The 20570-nt window shown below is 43.9% G+C and carries 15 protein-coding genes, 1 pseudogene and 1 riboswitch; of the genes and pseudogenes, 3 read left to right on the forward strand and 13 right to left on the reverse strand.

Annotated elements, in window-relative coordinates; all coding sequences use genetic code 11:
* Positions 1–155 precede the first annotated feature (155 nt).
* Together J1C77_RS07550 and J1C77_RS07555 are read left to right on the forward strand one after the other, a co-directional pair.
* The gene (locus J1C77_RS07550) at positions 156–2351 is read left to right on the forward strand and encodes an LTA synthase family protein (protein ID WP_002909381.1); all 2196 of its coding nucleotides are present in this window, start codon (positions 156–158) and stop codon (positions 2349–2351) included.
* A 130-nt stretch (positions 2352–2481) separates the two neighbouring features.
* Positions 2482–3180, forward strand: a pseudogene (locus J1C77_RS07555) (ISL3 family transposase); the annotation flags it as partial.
* Positions 3181–3280: 100 nt separating this feature from the next.
* Here the strand turns inward: J1C77_RS07555 and J1C77_RS07560 are convergent.
* The 8 genes from J1C77_RS07560 to J1C77_RS07595 form a co-directional block, all read right to left on the reverse strand.
* A complete protein-coding gene (locus J1C77_RS07560) occupies positions 3281–4132 on the reverse strand; it encodes an alpha/beta fold hydrolase (RefSeq protein ID WP_042762807.1) in 852 nt (283 codons plus the stop codon).
* A 14-nt stretch (positions 4133–4146) separates the two neighbouring features.
* A complete protein-coding gene (locus tag J1C77_RS07565) occupies positions 4147–5940 on the reverse strand; it encodes a serine hydrolase domain-containing protein (RefSeq protein WP_002920811.1) in 1794 nt (597 codons plus the stop codon).
* A gap of 16 nt (positions 5941–5956) precedes the next feature.
* Positions 5957–7738, reverse strand: a complete 1782-nt coding sequence (locus J1C77_RS07570) for a serine hydrolase domain-containing protein (protein ID WP_002906173.1) — start codon at positions 7736–7738, stop codon at positions 5957–5959.
* Positions 7739–7754: 16 nt separating this feature from the next.
* The gene (locus J1C77_RS07575; protein WP_002920805.1) at positions 7755–9551 is read right to left on the reverse strand and encodes a serine hydrolase domain-containing protein; all 1797 of its coding nucleotides are present in this window, start codon (positions 9549–9551) and stop codon (positions 7755–7757) included.
* Between the two features lie 321 nt (positions 9552–9872).
* Positions 9873–12170, reverse strand: a complete 2298-nt coding sequence (pulA, locus tag J1C77_RS07580) for a type I pullulanase (protein ID WP_002920801.1) — start codon at positions 12168–12170, stop codon at positions 9873–9875.
* A gap of 23 nt (positions 12171–12193) precedes the next feature.
* A complete protein-coding gene (locus tag J1C77_RS07585; RefSeq protein ID WP_002895076.1) occupies positions 12194–13144 on the reverse strand; it encodes a diacylglycerol kinase family lipid kinase in 951 nt (316 codons plus the stop codon).
* Between the two features lie 9 nt (positions 13145–13153).
* A complete protein-coding gene (gene ligA, locus J1C77_RS07590; protein ID WP_002920799.1) occupies positions 13154–15112 on the reverse strand; it encodes an NAD-dependent DNA ligase LigA in 1959 nt (652 codons plus the stop codon).
* A gap of 105 nt (positions 15113–15217) precedes the next feature.
* Entirely contained in the window at positions 15218–15733 is a 516-nt protein-coding gene (locus tag J1C77_RS07595) for a QueT transporter family protein (RefSeq protein ID WP_002920797.1), read from the reverse strand.
* Positions 15731–15867: riboswitch (PreQ1 riboswitch) on the reverse strand. Its footprint overlaps the gene before it by 3 nt.
* Before the next feature lie 28 nt (positions 15868–15895).
* On the opposite strand from J1C77_RS07595, the gene J1C77_RS07600 reads away from it, so the two are divergent.
* Positions 15896–16336 (forward strand): GtrA family protein, encoded by a 441-nt coding sequence (locus J1C77_RS07600; protein ID WP_002920794.1) that lies wholly within the window; start codon positions 15896–15898, stop codon positions 16334–16336.
* A gap of 70 nt (positions 16337–16406) precedes the next feature.
* On the opposite strand, the gene J1C77_RS07605 is transcribed toward J1C77_RS07600, so the two are convergent.
* The 5 genes from J1C77_RS07605 to J1C77_RS07625 all read right to left on the reverse strand — a co-directional run bounded on the left by J1C77_RS07605 (position 16407) and on the right by J1C77_RS07625 (position 20566).
* On the reverse strand, positions 16407–17114 hold the full coding sequence (locus J1C77_RS07605) for a B3/B4 domain-containing protein (protein WP_002917013.1): 708 nt from the start codon (positions 17112–17114) through the stop codon (positions 16407–16409).
* 17 nt (positions 17115–17131) lie between these two features.
* Positions 17132–17581 carry a MarR family winged helix-turn-helix transcriptional regulator gene (locus tag J1C77_RS07610; protein ID WP_002897267.1) on the reverse strand — a complete coding sequence of 150 codons (450 nt, stop codon included), beginning with the start codon at positions 17579–17581 and terminating at the stop codon, positions 17132–17134.
* Positions 17582–17700: 119 nt separating this feature from the next.
* Positions 17701–18720: a hypothetical protein gene (locus J1C77_RS07615; protein WP_002920791.1), complete on the reverse strand. Its 1020-nt coding sequence runs from the start codon at positions 18718–18720 to the stop codon at positions 17701–17703.
* A gap of 46 nt (positions 18721–18766) precedes the next feature.
* Positions 18767–19675, reverse strand: a complete 909-nt coding sequence (locus tag J1C77_RS07620; protein ID WP_002917011.1) for a YihY/virulence factor BrkB family protein — start codon at positions 19673–19675, stop codon at positions 18767–18769.
* 33 nt (positions 19676–19708) lie between these two features.
* A complete protein-coding gene (locus tag J1C77_RS07625) occupies positions 19709–20566 on the reverse strand; it encodes a methionyl aminopeptidase (protein WP_002900015.1) in 858 nt (285 codons plus the stop codon).
* Positions 20567–20570: the final 4 nt, after the last annotated feature.

A 20570-nucleotide genomic window follows, 5' to 3' on the forward strand; every position in this document is an offset into this window, starting at 1 on the left:
ACCTCTCCATAGAGAGGATAAGGCTTTTATAGAAATATTACAATTTCGCCGATTTAAAATATCTCAAATGCGGCTCAAATTTTCCTTAACTGGAGAAATTATGTTATACTTAGAGGAGAAAATTTTTAGGAAATAAGACAAGGAAGTAACTTTTTGTGAAAAAAATAACCAAGAATTTACTCAATTTCATGAGTACGAGACTAGGTTTTGTCTTGATTTTATTGGTCCTCTATTGGATAAAAACCATGTGGGCCTACACGATTGATTTCAACCTCGATATTCAAGGTGCCTATCAAGTATTTTTAGCTATTATCAACCCTTTCCCTATCAGCCTTTTGCTGCTGGGACTGGCACTTTATGTAAAACGAACCAAATTATTCTACAGCCTAGCCTTCGGAATTTATCTGCTCCTCTTTGCTTGGCTGGTATCTAACTCCATTTACTACCGCGAGTTCAGTGACTTTGTCACTGTAAACACTATGTTGGCTTCCAGCAGCGTTTCAGCTGGACTTGGGGAAGCAGCACTGGAGCTCTTCCGCCCTTGGGATATTCTTTATCTGATTGATTTCCCGATTTTGGCTTTCTTATTCTTTAAGAAATACATCCGAATGGATGACCGGCCTTTCAATAAACGCGCCAGCTTTGCTGTAACCTCCCTGTCCGCCATGCTGTTCTCTGCCAACCTTTTCTTGGCTGAAATTGACCGGCCTGAGCTCTTGTCACGTGGATTTTCCAACTATTATGTCGTTCGGGCTCTGGGCTTGCCAGCCTTTCTAGGTTACAGTGCTAACCAGACATATACCGCCAATCGTGAGCGCTCCAAAGCTTCTGAAAAAGACTTGGAACCAGTAACAGAATATATCCAATCCCACTATGCGGAACCAAATCCAGAATATTACGGGATTGCCAAAGGCCGCAATGTTATCTATGTCCATCTGGAAAGCTTCCAGCAGTTCCTGATTGACTATAAGCTGCAGGCAGATGGGAAAGAGTACGAGGTGACACCTTTCCTTAATTCCCTCTACCACTCCAATTCGACTCTGGCTTTCTCTAATGTCTTCAACCAGGTCAAGGCTGGTAAGACTTCTGATGCTGAAACCATGATTGAAACTGGACTCTTCGGTCTCAACCAAGGATCCTTTATGGTTAACTACGGTGGTACTAATACCCAGCAAGCTGCACCTTTTATTCTTTCCAAAAACGGCGGCTACACGTCTGCTGTTTTCCATGGAAATACAGGAAGCTTCTGGAACCGTAATACTGCTTATAAGCAATGGGGTTATAACTATTTCTTCGATGCGTCATACTTTACCAAGCAGGATGACACCAACTCTTTCCAGTACGGTTTGAACGACAAGATTATGCTGAAAGATTCCATCAAATATCTGGAACACCTGCAGCAGCCTTTCTATGCTAAATATATCACGGTTTCCAATCACTATCCTTACACGACTAGCTTGATTGGTGACGAGATTGGCTTCCCGCTGGCCAAGACCAAGGATGAGACCATCAACGGTTACTTTGCTACTGCCAACTATCTAGATTCTTCTGTTAAGGCCTTGTTTGATTATCTCAAAGAATCTGGCCTCTATGACAATTCTATTATCGTTCTCTATGGAGACCATTTTGGAATTTCCCAAACACGCAATCCTAATTTGGCCCCTCTTGTAGGCAAGACTTCTGAGACTTGGTCCAACTACGACAATGCTATGATGCAGCGCGTGCCTTACATGGTAGTGGTGCCTGGCATGGACAAAGGAAAGATAATTGATACCTACGCCGGTCAAGTGGATATGCTGCCAACATTGGAGCATTTACTGGGCATTGACTCTAAAAACTACCTTCAGGTCGGCCAAGATATGCTATCAAGTCAGCACCAGCAAATCACAGCATTCCGATCCAGCAATAACTTTGTCACTCCAAAATACACTAGCTTCAACGGACGAACCTACTACACCCAGACCGGTGAAGAAATTACCAATCCAGATGAAACCATCAAGAAAGAACTGGATGAGATTCGCAATGCCGCCAATACCCAGCTTAAGATGAGTGATGCAATTCAAACGGGTGACTTGATTCGTTTCTACAAGGGAAATGACTTAGGCAAGGTCAACCCTAAAGATTACTCTTATCTTAATTCAATGAAAGCCTTGTTGGCTATTGAAAAGGAAAAAGGTGACCAATCAACCAGTCTTTACTCTAAACGAGGCAATGTCTCCACTGTGGACCTCTTTAATTCGCCAAGCTACCGGGCACTGCATCCAGAGCAGTTCCAAACTAGCAGCAGCGACGAAGATAGTAGTCAAGAAGACTCGAGCTCTTCCAGCTCTAGCTCCACAGCCAATCCATAGATAGCAAGAGCCTTAAGTCCAATGGACTTAAGGCTTTTCAGGCTCTATAATTTCTGTAGTGGGTAAAACCGCTGTAGGAATGATGGAGCCTATTTGTTGTAGAAAAAAAGTCCCATAAGTCCTATAATGAAAAGCAACGATTCGCAATCACTTTCTGCGCTATTCCAGACAGGTCCGAAACCAAGTCAAAATCATTACCATGGACATGTTTAGTCCCTACTACGATATTGCCAGAAAACTATTTCCAAACGCTAAAATCGTCCTTGATCGCTTTCACATTGTACAACATCTCAGCCGGGCTATGAACCGTCTTCGCATCCAAATCATGAATCAGTTGAATAAAAAATCGCACGAATATAAGGCACTAAAACGCTACTGGAAACTCATCCAACAAGATAGTCGGAAACTAAGTCATAAACAATTTTATCGCCCTACTTTTCGCATGCACTTGACCAATAGAAAGATTCTGAAAAAGCTACTTTCTTACTCTCAAGAACTCCGAGAACACTATAAACTCTACCAACTCCTGCTTTTTCATTTTCAAGAGCAACAGGCTGACCATTTCTTTGGACTCATTGAAGATACCATTTCTTGTGTAAATTCTATTTTTCAAACTGTTTTTAAGACCTTTTTGAAAGATAAGGACAAGATCCTGAACGCACTGGAACCGCCCTACTCAAATGCAAAACTAGAAGCTACTAACAACCTCATCAAAGTCATCAAGCGAAACGCTTTCGGCTTTCGGAACTTTGACAATTTTCAAACTAGAATCCTCATCGCTTTGAACATCAAAAAGGAGAGGACTGATTTAGTCCTCTCCAGATTATAACTTTTCATCAACCCACTACAGTTGACAAAGAGCCCGAAAAAGAGGGATAAGTTGCAGATAAGTGAAAACCTCTAAAGTTGGAAAACTTTAGAGGTTCATGCTAAGGTTGAAAATGCTGGTGCAAGATAGCAAAGTAATCTTGCGGATTATGAAGAAATGGGAAGTGGCCGCTGTTTTTAATCGTGAACACCTGAGCGCTGGGATAGCGGCTGATGACAAAGTGCATGCTGGCACCAAAAATATCATTGTCACCGAAAGTCACGGTAATAGGAAAAGCAGGATGTTCTAGGCGGGGCAAGAGAGGATAGGCCATAATTTCCTTTCTTGTCTGATTGCCTGCCCGGACTGAAACATTGCTCAAGTTAAACGTCACATCGCGAAAGGCTGGATAGTCGGCATTGTAATTGCGAGCAACCTGACGATAGAGAGCCTGCGAAGCCTTGGAACTGCCAAGACCTCCCAGCAGAGAATAGATTCCCATTTTCAGCCATTCGATAGTCGTGCAGTGATTTTTATTGTAATTCATCATTTCCTTTTCCATTTGTTTCCACTGCTTGCCCGTGCCTGTTCCCGGCGAGGAAAGAAAGAGACTAAGGAGCCGCTCAGGGATTTTGCTGGCGTAGATTTGCGCGTACAATCCACCCCAGGAATGCCCCAAAAGGTGAAATTTATCTACATTGAAGTGGTCGGCGATTGTGTTGATGTCTGCAATGTAGGCCTCCATGCTGTAGTCGCCACTCGGACAGGGCGATTTCCTCGTTCCCCGCTGGTGAAAGACAATCAGTTGATAATCTTTTTCGAGCTTAGGGATAAAGAGCTTGAAGTCATCAGGCGTTCCCGGTCCACCGTGCAGCAGGATAATCGTTTCCTTGTCAGGATTGGGATAGCAAACGGTGTAGAGTTGGTCGGAGCCGTTTTGAATCATTGTTTCGATTTTTTGAGAATGGGTCATAACTTTCCTTTCTTTTAGTAGAGCGTCCACCACTGATATAGGCTCCAGTAGAGGAGATTGAGAACGACGATAAGTGAAGCACTGCTGGTCAAGTAGGTCAAGATTTTTCGACCCTTGCTCACTTGGAATTTTGAGCGCAGGAAGAATGAGGCAATAAGGCTAACCAGGAGGCTAACTCCCACAGCTGCAAAGCCCATAGAAAGCCAAACACGGCTGTTTGGTGAGGAATGTAGACTCAGGACGCTTTGGATAAAGAAGTAAAGCAGGAGCATGGTAGATAGAATGAACCCGCAAGTCAGGTATTGCCAGAGCGACCAAGCAAGCGGTGTAAGTTTGTGATTTTTCCGCTTGAAAAGAAGCCGATAGAGTTTGACCAGTAAAGCAGATACAGGGATGAGGAGGGCATAGAAAGCAGCGAGGCACCACAAGACGAGACTGCCGTAATCCTTGACTACATCCCATGTGGAAAGTTTAAGGTAGTCTGCGATAGGCAATTTCAGCCGTTCTTGCTTGCCGTTTTTCTCCAATTCCCAGTATTTTTGAGTGACAAATTTACTATTTTTCTCAAGATAGTTAGTTATTGGCGGAGCAATGCGCGTGATTGATAAGGCATTGGTGAAAACGCGACTTGAGCGATAAACGCCCGGTTTAAACTCTGCTTTTATCTTCTCTGAAGTAGTTGCCTTGTTTCCATAAATCAGCTCAGGAATTTTTTTAAGATAGTTACTTTCGTATTGTTGATTGGTTAAAATGACGGTAGCGATACCTGATTTGAAATCCAAAGTTAATATGGATGAAAAGCCAGCCGTATTACCACCGTGACCGAGGATAACGCGGTCTTGATAAAGGTCACTCCAAAATCCGTGAGCATTGATTGGGAGTTTGCTATCAGGAAAAGTCGAAGTCGCCGTATAAAGGGTGTCCCAAGTTTCCGCGCGCCTAAAAAGTGTCTTCTTTTGCAGGAGTGCTTGGGCAAAGGTCTTAAAGTCTTTCAAAGTTCCTGTTGCTCGCCCGCTCGGATAGTAAGGATTAGGCTTGTTTGCCTCGCCAATCAGCTGACCGTCTGAGGTGTAGCCCTTGATTTCCTTGCGTTTTTCGACCACATAGTCATTATCCGAAAAATCGGGCAAAATAGCGGTGTGCTTCATACCTAAGGGCTGAAAAATATGCTCGTGCACATAGTCAGCGTAAGATTGTCCGCTAATCCGCTCGACGATGTAGCCAGCAAGCACCGTTCCAAAATTGGAATAAGCAGTTATTGTCCCCGGCTCATAGGCTTGAATAATCGGCGCCTTTTGTAGCGTATGGGCTAGGTCTTTGTCTTCATTTTTGGCCAAGTCAACATCTGCGAAGCCTGCTTGGTGGTTCATGAGGTCAAGCATGGTAATGGGTTTGTCAAATTTGAGCTTGCTTTTGAGAAAATCCTTGGGCAGATACTCTTTGATGTCGGTTTTTAGGTCAATTTTCCCCTCTTCCCAGAGCTGCATGACGCTGACCCAGACGGTTAATTTCGTTACAGAGCCCCACTCGAAAACTGAGTTGTCATCCACCGCCCACTTTTTTTCCTTGTCTACATAGCCAAAATTATTTTGGTAAATGGTTTGACCGTCCTTGTCAAAAATAGATGTTGCCAGTCCTGCGCTGGTTTTCTCGTTTTTCTGATAATAATCCTCAATCTTCTGTCCGATTTGGTCGTAAGATGTCCCCGACGGCAATTTTTGCTCATCGGCTCGAACTTGCGCTACTCCAAAAGCGAGCAAGCCGCAAGTCAGCAGCGCCACAGTGCTCTTCAAAAATGATGTTTTCATGATACTTACCTTTCTATTAAAGTGCCCACCATTGGTACAGGCCCCAATAAAGGATATTGAGAACGACGATAAGTGAAGCGCTGCTGGTCAAGTAGGTCAAGATTTTTCTGCCTTTGCTGACTTGGAATTTTGAACGCAGAAGAATTGGCAAAACAGAACTAGCAAGAAGCAGCAGACCCGTTATTGCAAAGATGACATAGAGCCAAGCACTGTTATTTGGCGAGCCGCTGATGTTCATATTATATTGCACGATGAGAATGGTTATGAGTACAGTGGACAAAACAAGTCCGCAAGTCAGATAATGCCAGAGCGACCAAGCAAGTGTCACAGGTTTGCGGTTTGTCCGCTTGGCAAGGAGCCGGTAGAGCTTGACCAGTAAAGCAGATACCAAACTAAGAAGAGCATAGAAGATTGCTAACCCCCATAGGATGACACTGCCGAATTCTTTGGCAACTTCCCAGTTAGATAGTTTAAAGTAATCAGAAACTGGGCGCTTGATAAATTCTCGCTTACCGACTTTCTCCAAGCTCCAGTAAAATCGATTTTCACTATTTTTATCAATATAGAAGGTCGCCATATTTAGTCGCGCAATGGATAAAGGCCCAAAGAATTGACTAGCGTCACGATAAAAGCCGGGTTTGAGTTCTTCTTTCTTTTTGTTGGGAACATCTTTCTTTTGCCCATAGACCAGCTCGGGAATTTTCTCAACATAATTTTTCTCGCCCAGTTGGTTCGTTAAAATGACAGCAGCGATACCTGATTTTAAGTCTAAGGTCAAACTTGATGAAAAACCAGCTGTATTACCACCGTGCCCGAGGATAACTTGGTCTTGATAAAGGTCACTCCAAAAACCATGAGCATTGGTAGGAAGATCGCTATCAGGATAGTTAGAGGTTGCTGTATAAAGGGTGTCCCAAGTCTCTGAACGCTTAAAAAGTGTCTTCTTTTGCAGGAGTGCCTGAGCGAATGCCTTGAAATCTTCCAAGGTTCCTGTTGCTCGCCCAGCAGGGTACATTTCTATTAGATATGGAGCTTCGCCAATCAACCGACCGTCTCTAGTGTAACCTTTGACTTCCTTACGTTTTTCTACTACATAGGGATTATCTGATAAATCGGGTAAGAGAGCGGTGTGCCTCATATCTAAAGGTTCAAAGATATGCTCGTGGACATAGTCAGCATAAGATTGTCTGCTAATCCGCTCGACGATATATCCTGCCAGAGCCGTCCCAAAGTTAGAGTAGGCTGTCACTGTTCCCGGCTCATAGGCTTGATAGATATGTACTTTTTTGAGCGTATCTCCCAAGTTCTTACTAGTTCCCTTGGCAAGCCCCGTGTCTCCAAAGCCTGCTTGGTGGTTCATCAGATCCAGCATGGTGATTGGCTTGTCGTATGTGAGCTTGCCTTTGAGAAAATCCTTGGGCAGATACTCTTTTATATCTGTTTTAAGGTCAATCTTGCCTTCTTCCCAAAGCTGCATGACGCTGACCCAGACGGTCAACTTGGTGGCAGAGCCCCACTCGAAAACTGAGTTGTCATCCACCGCCAACTTTTTTTCCTTGTCTACATAGCCAAAATTATTTTGGTAAATGGTTTGTCCGTCCTTGTCAAAAACAGATGTCGCCAGTCCCGCACTGGTTTTTTCGTGTTCCTTGTAGTAATCCTCAATTTTCTGACCAATTTGGTCGTAAGGCGTGCCTGACGGCAACTTCTGCTGGTCAGCGTAAGCGTGACCAGCTCCCAGAGCGAGCAAGCCGCAAGTCAGCACAGTTAAGCAATGTTTAAAAAATGATGTTTTCATGATACTTACCTTTCTATTAAAGTGCCCACCACTGGTAAAGGCTCCAATAAAGGATATTGAGAACGACGATAAGTGAAGCGCTGCTGGTCAAGTAGGTCAAGATTTTTCGACCCTTGCTCACTTGGAATTTTGAACGCAGAAAGATTGGCAACCCAGCATTGACTAAGAAAATCAGTGCAAGCAGGGCAAAGAGAATGGCTTGCCAGCGATAATCGGGCATGTACTTCCCCGAAACGGCAACTATGACGAGACCTGCTAGATTGACTAGGCTAACCAAAATCAGTCCGCAAGTGCCATAATGCCAAATTTTCCAACTTCTTGGAGTCGGTCTTTTGCTTTCTTTCCCAAAAAGCAAGCGATACACCTTACCCAAAGCAGCTAACAAAAGAACAAGCACAGCATAAACAACTGCGAGACCCAGCAGAGCGACAGAACCATAATCCTTTACCACCTCCCAAAGCGAGAGCTTTTCTAAATGATTATAGGTTGTTTCAACTTCTGTTCGTCCTTGGCGATTTTGCCAAAGCCAGTAGTTGCTGAGTAGCAGATGACCGTCTTTGATCACATCTTTCACATAAAAAGTATAAACAGGAGTAAGGCGCGAAATAGAGGTCGGGCCTTGCTGAATGGAGCGGGAAGTCCGATACATGCCCTCCTGAAAGTCTTTTTGAGACTGGTTAGGGGCTTGCTTTTTCTTGCCAAAGACTAAATCGGGCAGACCGAAAGAAAAGGTGGCTTCTTCTCTCTGATTTACCATGGTAACCATGCCGATACCCGACTTGAAATCCAGCGAAATCATGGTTGAAAAACCGGCAAAAGAATGACCGCCGTGCCCTAAAATAGAGCCTATCTCATACTCTGTCACCCAAAAGCCGTGGGCATTCTTAGCGACTGCTTTATCTGAGAATGTAGAAGTTGTCTGATACAGTTCATTCCAGGTTTCTGGGCGCTTAAAGAGCTTTTCCTTTCTCAAAAGAGCTTGCGCGAACCGCTTGAAATCGGCAAAAGTCCCTGTCGCCTGCCCCGCTGGATAAATATCCGCGGGAAGCAATTTATCTAGATATAAACTTCCGTTTGTATCATAGGTTTTCTCACCCTGCCGCTTGTCTCGGACATAGGTATTGTCCGACAAATCAGGTAAGAGAGCGGTATGGTTCATGCCCAAAGGCTGGAAAATATGCTCGTGGACATAATCCGCAAAGTCCTGTCCGCTGATGCGCTCCACGATATAGCCTGCTAGAGCTGTACTGTAATTGGAATAGGATGTCACCGTCCCTGGCTCATAAGTTTGAGCGGGCTGGCTTTTTAGTAATTCTTCCAAGCTCTTGCCTGTTCCTGTGTTCAGCGGCGTTTCATCAAAACCCGCTTGGTGGTTCATCAGATCCAGCATGGTAATGGGCTTGTCGTATTTGAGGTGTTTCAGGAAATCCTTGGGCAAATACTCTTTTATATCTGTTTTTAGGTCAATTTTTCCTTCTTCCCAGAGCTGCATGACGCTGAGCCAGACGGTCAATTTGGTGGCAGAGCCCCACTCAAAAACCGAGTTGTCGTCCACAGCCAGCTTCTTTTCCTTGTCCATATAGCCAAAGTTCTTTTGGTAAATGGTTTGGCCGTCCTTATCAAAGACTGCTGCCGCCAGTCCCGCGCTGGTTTTTTCGTGTTCCTTGTGGTAATTTTCAATCTTCTGTCCGATTTGGTCGTAAGGTGTGCCTGACGGCAACTTTTGCTCATCAGCTTGGACTTGCGCCGCTCCAAAAGCGAGCAAGCCACAGCTTACTAACGCCACAGCGTTTTTCAAAAATGATGGTTTCATGATATCCTCCTTAAGATGTATTTTCCCCTTTGCACCCTTATCCTAACAAATGGACAATAGCAAATCTACCCCTTTTCGGTAAGTGGTAAGATTTCCTAAGTAAGTGGTAGAAAAAGTAGCTCTATAATTTCTGTAGTGGGTAAAACCACTGTAGGAATGAGCGAAACGCTTTCGGCTTTCGGAACTTTGACAATTTTAAAACTAGAATCCTCATCGCTTTGAACATCAAAAAGGAGAGGACTGATTTAGTCCTCTCCAGATTATAACTTTTCATCAACCCACTACAGTTGACAAAGAGCCGCTTTTCATGTAGCTAATATCTTATTGAATAACTTCAAAAACAGAAACCGTCAGATTTTCAACATAGAAAGGCTTCTTATGACGGCTATTGCCCACTATGAGACGCAGCTTGTCTGCATTAGGCAGATAGTAAGGAAGCCCGCTGGCATTAAAAATGACTTGATAATGCTTGTCATCCTTAATCTCAAAGATAATCAAACCACTGCCCTGTTCTGCTGATTGAACAAAGACATGCTTGTAAATATCTTCATAAGCCCGATAAGAAAAGGCCTTGTAGCTTGTCTTGAGACGAATGATGTCCTTGATAAAATCAATACTCTCTTGATGGTCCTGCAAAATATCCCAATTCACTTGATTGACTGCATCTGGCGCATTGTAGCTGTTCATAGCCCTTTCGCGATCGCTATGCAGGACTTGACCGTCCTCCCCCGTAGCTACGAGCTTGGTACGGGAAAATTCCTGTCCTAACTCCATGAAGGACATGCCCTGCATGAGCAGGTTCATGGCAGTTGCCAACTCAATCCGCTTTGTGCGAGTCAGAATATCATCATCAGGATGCAGCTCCACAAGCAAATCATGCAGGTTGAAATTATCGTGTGCCTCCACGTAGTTAAGGACTTGATCAGGACTGCGATAACTGCCTAGCTCACTGCTGCCAAGGATAGACTTAGCGACGATATCCTCCGTCGCCTGACCACTGACAAAACCAGCCTTGATGCCACCATAAACTTCTGCTCCTTTGACCGCATCCCGCTCTGTATCATTGAAAAATCCAATCCGCGGCAACTGATAAGCATTGTCCTTCTTAGACTTGTCTTCTGGTCTCAGGCCCGTTCCCATATCCCAGCCTTCTCCATAGAGCAGGATTCTCGGATCCACCTCATCCATAGCTTGACGGATGGCATTCATCGTTTCCACATCATGAATTCCCATCAGGTCGAAGCGGAAGCCATCTACATTGAACTCCTCTACCCAGTACAGCAGAGAGTCAATCATAAACTTGCGAAACATCTCGTGCTCGCTGGCCGTCTCACTCCCCACTCCGGTTCCATTTTGGAAAGAGCCGTTAGGATTCATCCGATAGTAATAATCCGGTACCGTAGCCTGAAAAGCCGAATCATAGGTCGAGTAGATGTGATTGTAAACAACATCCAGTGTCACAGAGATTCCCGCATCATGGTAGGCCTGAATCATCGTTTTCAAATCACGGATAGCCTGCGCTGGGTCATCAGGATTGCTGGAAAAGCTCGTCTCCAGAGCATGATAATTCTGCGGGTCATAGCCCCAGTTGTAGATCAGCTCTCCATTTTCATCATAGTCCTTGTGACGATCAGACACGGGCTGAAGTTGGACAACATTAACGCCTAAATCACTGATATAGTCAAAACCAGTCTTTTGCCCCAGATGATTGGTAGTGCCTGTTTGACAGGCGCCCAGGAAGGTCCCGCGCAGCTGACCATCAACGCCTGAAGTCTCCGATTTGGTCAAATCCCGAATGTGCATCTCATAAATCACTGCCTGATTTGGATTATCCAAACGCCAGACGGCTTCTTTGCCCTGCCGGACCTGAAAACCAGCTACTTCTGTCTCATCCGCTCCAAGAATCGCTGAGCGCTTGCCATCTGGACTGGTCGCAACAGTATAGGGATCTCGAGTATAAAAATTGCGATATTCAAAGCTAACATGGTAGTGATAGGTTTTACCGGTCAAGTCTTCTGCTATTTCAGCTGACCAAACACCAATGGTATTTTCCTTATGGTCGTGAGAATATCGATCTCCTTTTTGCATTGGGAAGATTTTATAAACAGGAGCTTGATTGTCAGCCGATTCATAGACTACCAGCTCTACCTTCCTAGCTGTCGGTGCCCAAACTTTGAAAGTATGTTCGCCGTCCGTCTGACGGTGTCCCAACCAGCCTTGATAGCCCCAGCATTCATCGAAATAGTCTGTTCTCAGGGCAATATCAAAGTTATGCGGCCGCCGGCGTGAATACTGGTGACTTGTCGTTGCAGCCTGCAGGGAATAATAAACCTGCGCATCCCCCTCAATCAGCCAAATTTCCGTCACCAGATGAGGAGGTAACAGATCAATATGATAGTCACAGGACTGGCTAGACCAGTCTGAACGTTTGATAATCACATGAGCGTGACCTAAGGGTTCCCAGGTTTGAAATGATAATTCCCCCTGAATACCAAAATAATCAAGTTTGGAAAAGGCTACTTCCTGTCCCCATTGGTTTATTTGCCACTGCCACATATCATAGGAGAAATAATCTCCAGTCGGATTGTGGTAATGGACTAAGACTTTATAGTCTAGCATGTTTTTTCATCTCTTATCTAAAATTATTCTATTGAAAGGGCTGTCTGACTGATTTCATCAATATTGGCAAAAAATTCCAAATGACCGTGCAGCACTTCCAGTTCAACAGGCGTATCACCGCCGTATTCTCCATCCAAATTCAGCATAAATGGACCTTTTTTATCTAAAACTTCCAGCTGCAGCTTGCTTGTTTTGAGGTATTCTACATTGATATCGCCAACGTGCTGACCGCCATTGATAGCCTGCATCATCAGACTCAGCATGTCAAAGAGATTGGCTGTCTTGACCAAAATCAAGGTAAAATTCCCATCGTCTAATTTAGTGTCTGGCGCTAGCTTTTCAAAACCACCGATAGAATTGGTCAGAGCCGCAAACATGAGCGAAATCTTCCCTTCAAAGACACCGTGGTCGTGCTTGATACGGACCTTGCGGAACTTAGAGCGAGGGAGCTTTTTTGCTCCTTCTGCAACATAGGCAAAGTAGCCTAGGCGGGATTTGACCTCACTAGGAACGCTATAAGTCAGCTCTGTCAAGGTTCCAGCCGCTGCAATATTGATAAAATACTTGCTACCATAAGCCCGGCCAATATCCATCTTAATGGTCTGGTTCTTTTCGATAATGCGGGCTGCCGCTACTGGATCTCCCATGGGAATCTTCAGAGCACGCGCATAGTCGTTGGTTGTACCAGTTGGGATAAAGGCCAATTTAGGCCGTTCATCCAGATTCGCCACACCATTAACTACCTCATTGATGGTACCGTCGCCGCCTGCCGCAATAATCAAATCAAATCCTGCTTTTGCTGCTCTTTCAGCTTCTTTTTGAGCAGAAAGAGGCGCTGGAGTGGTTTGATAGGCGCTGGTTTCATAGCCCACATCCTCCAAAACATCCAGAACTTCCGCAATATTTTTCTTAATAATTTCCTGTCCCGAAGTCGGGTTATAAATCAATCGTGCTCGTTTAATCTTATCCTTCATACTTCAGCCTCATAAGCTATCAAGCCAATCTTCATCCCGAATTTCAATTCCCAACTCCTGAGCCTTGGCCAGCTTACTGCCGGCATCTTGGCCAGCCACTACCAGATCCGTTTTTTTAGAAACAGATCCAGAAACATTGGCACCTAGACTCTGCAATTTTTCTTTAGCTTGATTGCGTGTCAATTTTTGTAATTTACCAGTCAAGACAACCGTCATACCTGATAGGGCTGCATCAGCCGCTGCCTTTTGGCCCAGATAGTCCAGATTTACTCCTGCTTCTTGCAGCTCAGCCAAAAGAATCTGAGAGCCTTCCTGCTCAAAATAGGTATGCAGGCTTTGAGCAATCACAGTTCCAATACTGTCAATAGCCGCAATTTCTTCTTGGCTGGCCTGAGACAGCTTAGGAATATCATGGAATTTCTCCAACAAAATTCGACTGGCCTTGCTTCCCACATGGCGAATCCCCAAGCCGAACAAGAGGCGTTCAGCCGAGTTCTCCTTGGAAGCTTGAATAGCAGTATACAATTTATTTGCTGATTTTTCCTTAAAGTTCTCTAGTTCTAGTAAATTTTCCACCGTCAGCCGATAGATTCCAGCCACATCCTTGACTAGATTTTGAGCAAACAGCTTCTCTACTACTGCTGGACCAAGACCAGTAATGTTCATGGCATCCCGGCTGGCAAAGTGAATCAAGCCCTCCTTAATCTGGGCTGGACAGAGCGGGTTAATGCAGCGAAGAGCGACTTCATCTTCAAAGTGCACCAACTCACTATCACAACTCGGACAGTGACTTGGTATTTCCAGAGGCTCCTCTGAGACACGCTTGGACTCCACCACTCGCAAGACAGCAGGAATAATATCCCCCGCCTTATAGACGATAACGGTGTCTTTCTGACGAATATCCTTCTCCGCAATATAGTCCACATTGTGCAAGGTTGCTCGGCTGACAGTCGTCCCCGCTAGCTGCACTGGCGTCAGATTGGCTGTCGGAGTCACAACTCCCGTCCGCCCCACTGTCCAGTCAACAGACAGAAGCTGGGCTTCCTTTTCCTCAGCCGGAAACTTATAGGCGATAGCCCACTTAGGTGCCTTGACAGTAAAGCCAAGCTCCTCTTGCACCGCCAAGTCATTAACCTTGATGACAATACCGTCAATTTCATAAGGCAGGCTATCCCGCTCCTCAGCGATCTTTTCGATAAACTCCCAAACTGATTCAATAGAGTCCGCCAGAATATGAGTAGGATTGACTGAAAAGCCCAAATCTGCCAGCTTGTTTAAGACTTCTTCTTGGCTGTTAGCCTGAGTCGGACTAGCTTCTTGGTAGAGGAAGGTTGCTAGATTGCGCTTGGCCACAACTGCTGTGTCCAACTGTCTCAAGGTTCCTGCTGCAGCATTGCGGGGATTGGCAAACTCTGGCTCACCATTCTCCTGCCGCAGCTGATTGACCGCATCAAAGGAAGCCTTGGGCATGTAGCACTCTCCTCGAACCGTAATGTCCAGCGGCTCTTTCAAGGTCAGAGGAATATCCTTGACTCGCTTGAGGTTTTCAGTGATGTTTTCTCCAACAGAGCCATCCCCCCGTGTCGCCCCTGCTACCAATATTCCCTTTTCATAGGTCAGAGAAATAGAGAGCCCATCAATCTTGAGTTCACAAAGATAAGAAACTTGTGGAAATTCCTTGCGAACTCGCTGGTCAAAGGCTATTAATTCTTCACGTGAAAAAGCATCCTGCAAACTAAAGAGAGGATACTGGTGTGGATATTTTTCAAATCCTTCTAAAATCTTCCCTCCCACCCGATGTGTCGGACTGTCAGGCAGGATATCGGTTGGGTACTTTTCTTCTAACTCCGCTAACTCACGATAGAGTCTGTCATACTCGCTGTCCGATACACTTGGCCTGTCTGCCGTATAATATTCATGTGCATATCGGTTGAGCAGTTCTACTAATTCTGACATTCTTTCTTCCATACTTCTATTTTATCACAAATACACAAAATCTTCCTCTATTTGTTCCGAATTCTTCCTAAAAAGCAAAAGGACATAAAAAGAGCGGAAATTCCGCTCTCTGCTGTTTTATTTTGTCAAATCAATACTTTTTGCAATCTGGTTAATAAGGATAGCTCCAACAATCAAGGAAGCAAACTCACCAATGGCCGTTGTAAACCAAGTCAGGAAGAATGGCAGACCTTGCAAGAAGTGTAATTCTGCAGCTATAGTCACCATCGAAATAGAAAAGAATACTGCAAAATAGAAATGATCCAAACGAATCAGACCTTTAATCAGATATTCATTCTTATAACGACTGAAAAGGTAGACACCCAGTGACAGGAAGACCAAGGTGGACCCACCACCAACAAAGACATCAACGATTCCAAAACTATATAGATTGGCAATCATACAGCCAATGGTCACTCCCATGATATATTTCCGGTTATAAAAGGCCATAAAGTTCATCATTTCAGAAATTCTGAACTGGTAAGCACCATAGCTTATAGCATTTAAAGGGGGCGTAATCGTAAGAGCTACATAAATGGCAGCAACAATGGCAATCTGAGCCAAATCACGAACTGTCAGTTTTTCTTGTTTCATGTTTTCTCCTTTAGCGGCTTTACCGTATGTAATATGCTTGGCGAAAGAAGCTAAGCGCCAAGGGTTGCGTCACATGAGAGGAGCATCATTAGATGATTCCTCCACAGATTTGGCAACCCAACTAGTATAGCATAAATCCTAGAAATATGATAGACTATCTTTATGAAAACTTTAATCAAAAAATTCTTTGACAATGAGGTTCTGTCCTATCTTTTCTTTGGTGTGGCAACAACTGTCGTATCCGTTGTCAGTCGGATGCTCTGCTATGAATTGACGGGAAATGAACTACTGGCTACAATCATCGGTGATGTTTTGGGGATCCTTTTTGCCTTTGTAACCAACGATACTATCGTTTTCAAGCAAGCAAGGAGTGGCTGGCCTTCTAGACTTATCAAATTTTTCACTGCACGTTTGGCTACTATGGGCTTAAATTTACTATTGACTTTTATCTTTGTCACTAGCTTCCCACAGATCATAGGCCAGTTTGTCAATAACAATATCAAAATGGTCAATACTATCGAAACTTTCATTGCTCAAGTACTTATTATTGTTCTCAACTATGTTTTCAGTAAAGTCTTTATCTTTGAAAACAAGAAAAACTAATTGACTATGATACTTCAACCTTAAAATATCAAATCTGGACCAGATAATTCTGATCCAGATTTTTTTATTCCTAAATTTCCAAGCTTGGATTATCAAGCGTCAGATGGGTGATTTCACCTTTGACACCAAAATAGTCCTCAATCAGAGTCTGAAGCTCTATCATAGCTGCTTGAGCACGCACGGCCTGCTCTTCGTTGATGGACTCGATAACCAAGATGGCATTCTTGGTCTCCTCGGTCAGCATAGTTCGCTGGGCTTCTCGCCAGTTAAGGCAACGGCAGACAGCCCCTTCTTCATCATAGTAGATGATTTCTTCTGGAAGTGCCGGTGCGTCACTCTCAGCACCCAGCGGGAAAAAGGATTCCCCACCCTTGGCTTTACCTAAATAAAGACCTCCGACAATCTTATCCAAATCCTCACCGCCACATGGAACCGCATAAGACAGCGAGACACTGTTGTAGATATCGACCAAAGGATTGATTGGATGAAATTCACGCCCCTGACTGACCCGCTTGAGCAGAGCTTCGATAGAGGAACGCGCTCCTTTCTTGGTCTTGAATTGGCTGAAGGCCTGCCGCCACTCCTGAATGACTTCATTTTGAGTGAAGTTCTCGTCTGGGATAAAGTCATCAGCTCGCTTCGCTCCCTTATCCAGCAGGGATTTGAAATATGGGTCCTTACTTTCATCCACACTATTATCCAGCCCCTTGACCACTAAAACACTAATCTGAGCTTCCGGAAATACTCGCCAAAATTCATGTTCAACTGTAACTTTCATGTTCTACCTCTTCAATCTTAATAGTTTCTTTTTTGTCCTTTTTTGACTGCTTCCCAGTCACCTGTGATGTTTTCACTCACTCGTACCAGCATTTTCTCCAAGGCTTGAACTTCCGCCTGAGAAAAGCCCCGCAGGGATGTCTCCTCAGAGTAGTCGTTCTCCGCTAGGATAAAAGGATAAAGTTTTTCCCCTTTTTCCGTCACAAACCATTCCTTGTTCTTCTTGTTGTCCTTGGCTGCCTTCTGCTGAACCAAGCCCTTGGCCTCTAGCTTCTTAACAGAACGAGCAACCGTTGAGCGATCCACCTTGAGCAGCTCCGACAGCTCCTCTTGGATGATTCCCGGATTCTCCGCGATTCGCACCAGATAAAGATATTGTCCCCGTGCCAGCTCTATATCACGGAACTCAATATTAGCAATAGAATCCAAAGCTCGGGCAATAATCCCAATTTCCCGCAATACTGACATATTCCCTCCTTTAATTTTTATTTGAATCTATTATATCATATTTTATTGCAAATGCAATAAAATCAACTAAAAAGAAAAAAGAGGATAAACCTCTTTAAATTTGACAAAAATATCTTTTTCTAGTTTTCTTCCTTATAGTATTTTTGTAATTCTTCCGCTGAATTAATGACATGTTCCTGCCCATCTACTGAATATTTAGCAGGGATAGTCACGTTCTCAAATACATTCGTTCCTAGCGGAAAGAAGAGTTCAGCAACTTTTTTAACTAACGCTACATCTGTTGTTTCATTTAGGAATGTAACCTGTCCACCATATCCTTGAATGATTTTATATAAATCTGGATAGTTTTTAGCAAGAACTGTTTTTTTGAGGTTTTCTGGAGGGTAGTCCTCACTCAGACCGGCATCAATATAGGACACAATTACCCCCTTTTTAATTAGATTATCATGAAAACTCGTATAAGAAACAAAATTGTTTTGGTTAGATACACCTTCCGTTTTCACCTCATTAGCTGGTAAAATCTTACCTTCGTCCAAATCAATAAAGTGAACCTTATAATCTTCATCTTTTTTAGAATGTTTAGGATGGAGGAGGATTCGAACATACTTCTTTTGATGAGAAATATCTATCCAAATTCCGGTTGATTCTATTTCAGAAGGAACAAGATTATCATCAAAAGAACGCACCATCTTAAAAACATCAAATTCTTTTCTTTCTAGTTTTTCTCCCACCAGCTTATAAACAGCTAACCTCCAATATTCTCCTTTTTCTGGTATATTCCGATTAAAATCATATAAACTTTGTTTTGGATTATTCTTCAACTTCATATAACTATTCACAAAATAACCATGACCAAATGTCATTATACTATCATAATTAGGAACAGCTTCTGACTCGACTGCAGTCATTTCCCTTTGTTCCTCAGACTTTACAACTTCCCAATTATAAAAGATGGCTTTTTCCCCTTCAAAAAATTTATAATTCGGTCTATACTCAGGGACATAGTAGGTATATTGACCATAATTTTCTTGAAATTGTGCCTTTTGACAATTATCCCAGATATAATAGCCTACAAATCCTAGAATCAAGACTAGAGTGATCACAATACTCTTCCATTTAGTTATTTTTTTACTTTTCATACTTATTTATCCTTCTCCACTCTAAAACAACATCAGTCTTCTTCATCTACACCTTCTTCTTGAAACTAAAGCGTCCAGTGCTTTCAACTTGAAACCCTGACTCACAGCTGCTCTGGATACTGGCATTAAGCACTGCGCCAACAATCAAAATTTTAGCAATCATGATAAACCAAAACATCATCACAACCATAATGATGGAGCTGAAAAAACGAACATCAACTAGGTGATTTAAATAATTATCCATGTAGACGGAAAAGATATTCAGCAAAGCCAGAATGGTCAGGAACACAAAGGCACTGCCCGGCAGAACATAGCGTTTTTTGTTGATTTTCACATTGGGCAGGAAAAAATATAACATGACCAAAACCGCAAAGAGTAAGGCGTAAATCAATGGCTCTGTAAAATGCTGCAAGTGTTGATAAAGCTGGTTATCTAGCTTCCAGTAAGTACGGAGAAAATCCAGCGACATATGGCCAAACATGGTCAGAAAGAGGGCCAAGGCAAAGAGAATCTGCAGACCTAGACTCACAAAGAGACTCATGACGCGATGGGAAATCAGACCCCGGCTCTTGGCTACCCCATAGGCTTTGTTGAAGGCAATCTGTAGGAAATTCATGGACTTGGAAAAAGTCCAAAGAGCCGACAAGACTGAGAAGCTCAGCAGGCCAGTCGAAGGCTGGGTCAGCACTTCACGCATGACTTTTGCCACAACATCATATAAAGTCTCTGGCAGCATGTCCTTGATGGCTGTCAGAAAATCCGCCACCGGAATGTGAAAATAGGGCAAAATATTCACCACAATCAAGAGCAAGGGAAAAACGGAAATCAGCCAATAATAAGCAACTGCAACGCTAGTCAGCTCACTATCTGCTGCCCGATAAAAGCGGAAAAATGCTCTTAAAAACTGATTTCTGCGAATCTTGGCAAAAAATTTCTTCACTCTCTTCTCCTTCAAAAAAAGCTGAGACAAGTGCCCAGCCTTTGATTTCTAATAAGTCCCTTCTTCTCCCTGGCTGGTCAGAATGACAGGACCATCTTTTGTAATGACAAACTGATGCTCATACTGGCAAGACAAGCCGCCATCCAGCGTTTTATGTGCCCAGCCGGTCTCAAAGTCCGTATCAATTTCCCATGTACCTGTATTGATCATGGGCTCGATAGTCAGAACCATTCCCTCACGCAAGCGCAAGCCGCGTCCTGCTCGACCGTAATGCGGCACCATAGGCTCCTCATGCATGGTTGGACCAACACCGTGACCCACCAGATCCCGCACAACACCATAGCCATGACTTTCAGCATATTCCTGAATAGCTGCGCCAATGTCACCGATACGATTGCCAACCTTGGCAGCCGCAATTCCACGATAGAGACATTCCTTGGTCACATCCATCAGCTGCTGAGCCTCTGGGCTAATCTTCCCTACTGCATAGGTCCAGCAAGAATCTGCCACACCGCCCCGGAAGCTCTCTGTGTGTTGCTTCATCTGTGCTACATTGTCAAAGTCTAGCTTGGACACATCCAGCTCGGCCTTATCGACCAAGCCAACAACCATATCAACGCTGATGACATCGCCTTCTACCAGTTTCTGATGACGGGGAAAGGCATGGGCTACCTCGTCATTAAGAGAGCAGCAAGTCGCATAAGGATAGTCCATGACAGACCCTTCAACACCAATCTGCAGAGGCAGCGCATTGTCTTCTTTACAACGCTTGCGGACATACTCTTCTATGTCCCACATGTCAATGCCTGGCTTAATCAAGTCTCTCAAACCAATATGGACAGAAGCCAGAAAATCTCCACTCTTGTCCATCAAGTCAATTTCACGCTGTGATTTTAAAGTAATCATTCTT

It is taken from the genome of Streptococcus sanguinis, from assembly GCF_050223295.1.
GTDB classification, from domain to species: Bacteria; Bacillota; Bacilli; order Lactobacillales; family Streptococcaceae; genus Streptococcus; species Streptococcus sanguinis_X.

Bases quoted from the DNA above. Each gene is read 5' to 3' on its own strand.
- J1C77_RS07560 (WP_042762807.1), bottom strand. From the start codon at position 4,132: ATGACCCATTCTCAAAAAATCGAAACAATGATTCAAAACGGCTCCGAC.
- J1C77_RS07565 (WP_002920811.1), bottom strand. From the start codon at position 5,940: ATGAAAACATCATTTTTGAAGAGCACTGTGGCGCTGCTGACTTGCGGC.
- J1C77_RS07570 (WP_002906173.1), bottom strand. From the start codon at position 7,738: ATGAAAACATCATTTTTTAAACATTGCTTAACTGTGCTGACTTGCGGC.
- J1C77_RS07575 (WP_002920805.1), bottom strand. From the start codon at position 9,551: ATGAAACCATCATTTTTGAAAAACGCTGTGGCGTTAGTAAGCTGTGGC.
- pulA (WP_002920801.1), bottom strand. From the start codon at position 12,170: ATGCTAGACTATAAAGTCTTAGTCCATTACCACAATCCGACTGGAGAT.
- J1C77_RS07585 (WP_002895076.1), bottom strand. From the start codon at position 13,144: ATGAAGGATAAGATTAAACGAGCACGATTGATTTATAACCCGACTTCG.
- ligA (WP_002920799.1), bottom strand. From the start codon at position 15,112: ATGGAAGAAAGAATGTCAGAATTAGTAGAACTGCTCAACCGATATGCA.
- J1C77_RS07595 (WP_002920797.1), bottom strand. From the start codon at position 15,733: ATGAAACAAGAAAAACTGACAGTTCGTGATTTGGCTCAGATTGCCATT.
- J1C77_RS07600 (WP_002920794.1), top strand. From the start codon at position 15,896: ATGAAAACTTTAATCAAAAAATTCTTTGACAATGAGGTTCTGTCCTAT.
- J1C77_RS07605 (WP_002917013.1), bottom strand. From the start codon at position 17,114: ATGAAAGTTACAGTTGAACATGAATTTTGGCGAGTATTTCCGGAAGCT.
- J1C77_RS07610 (WP_002897267.1), bottom strand. From the start codon at position 17,581: ATGTCAGTATTGCGGGAAATTGGGATTATTGCCCGAGCTTTGGATTCT.
- J1C77_RS07615 (WP_002920791.1), bottom strand. From the start codon at position 18,720: ATGAAAAGTAAAAAAATAACTAAATGGAAGAGTATTGTGATCACTCTA.
- J1C77_RS07625 (WP_002900015.1), bottom strand. From the start codon at position 20,566: ATGATTACTTTAAAATCACAGCGTGAAATTGACTTGATGGACAAGAGT.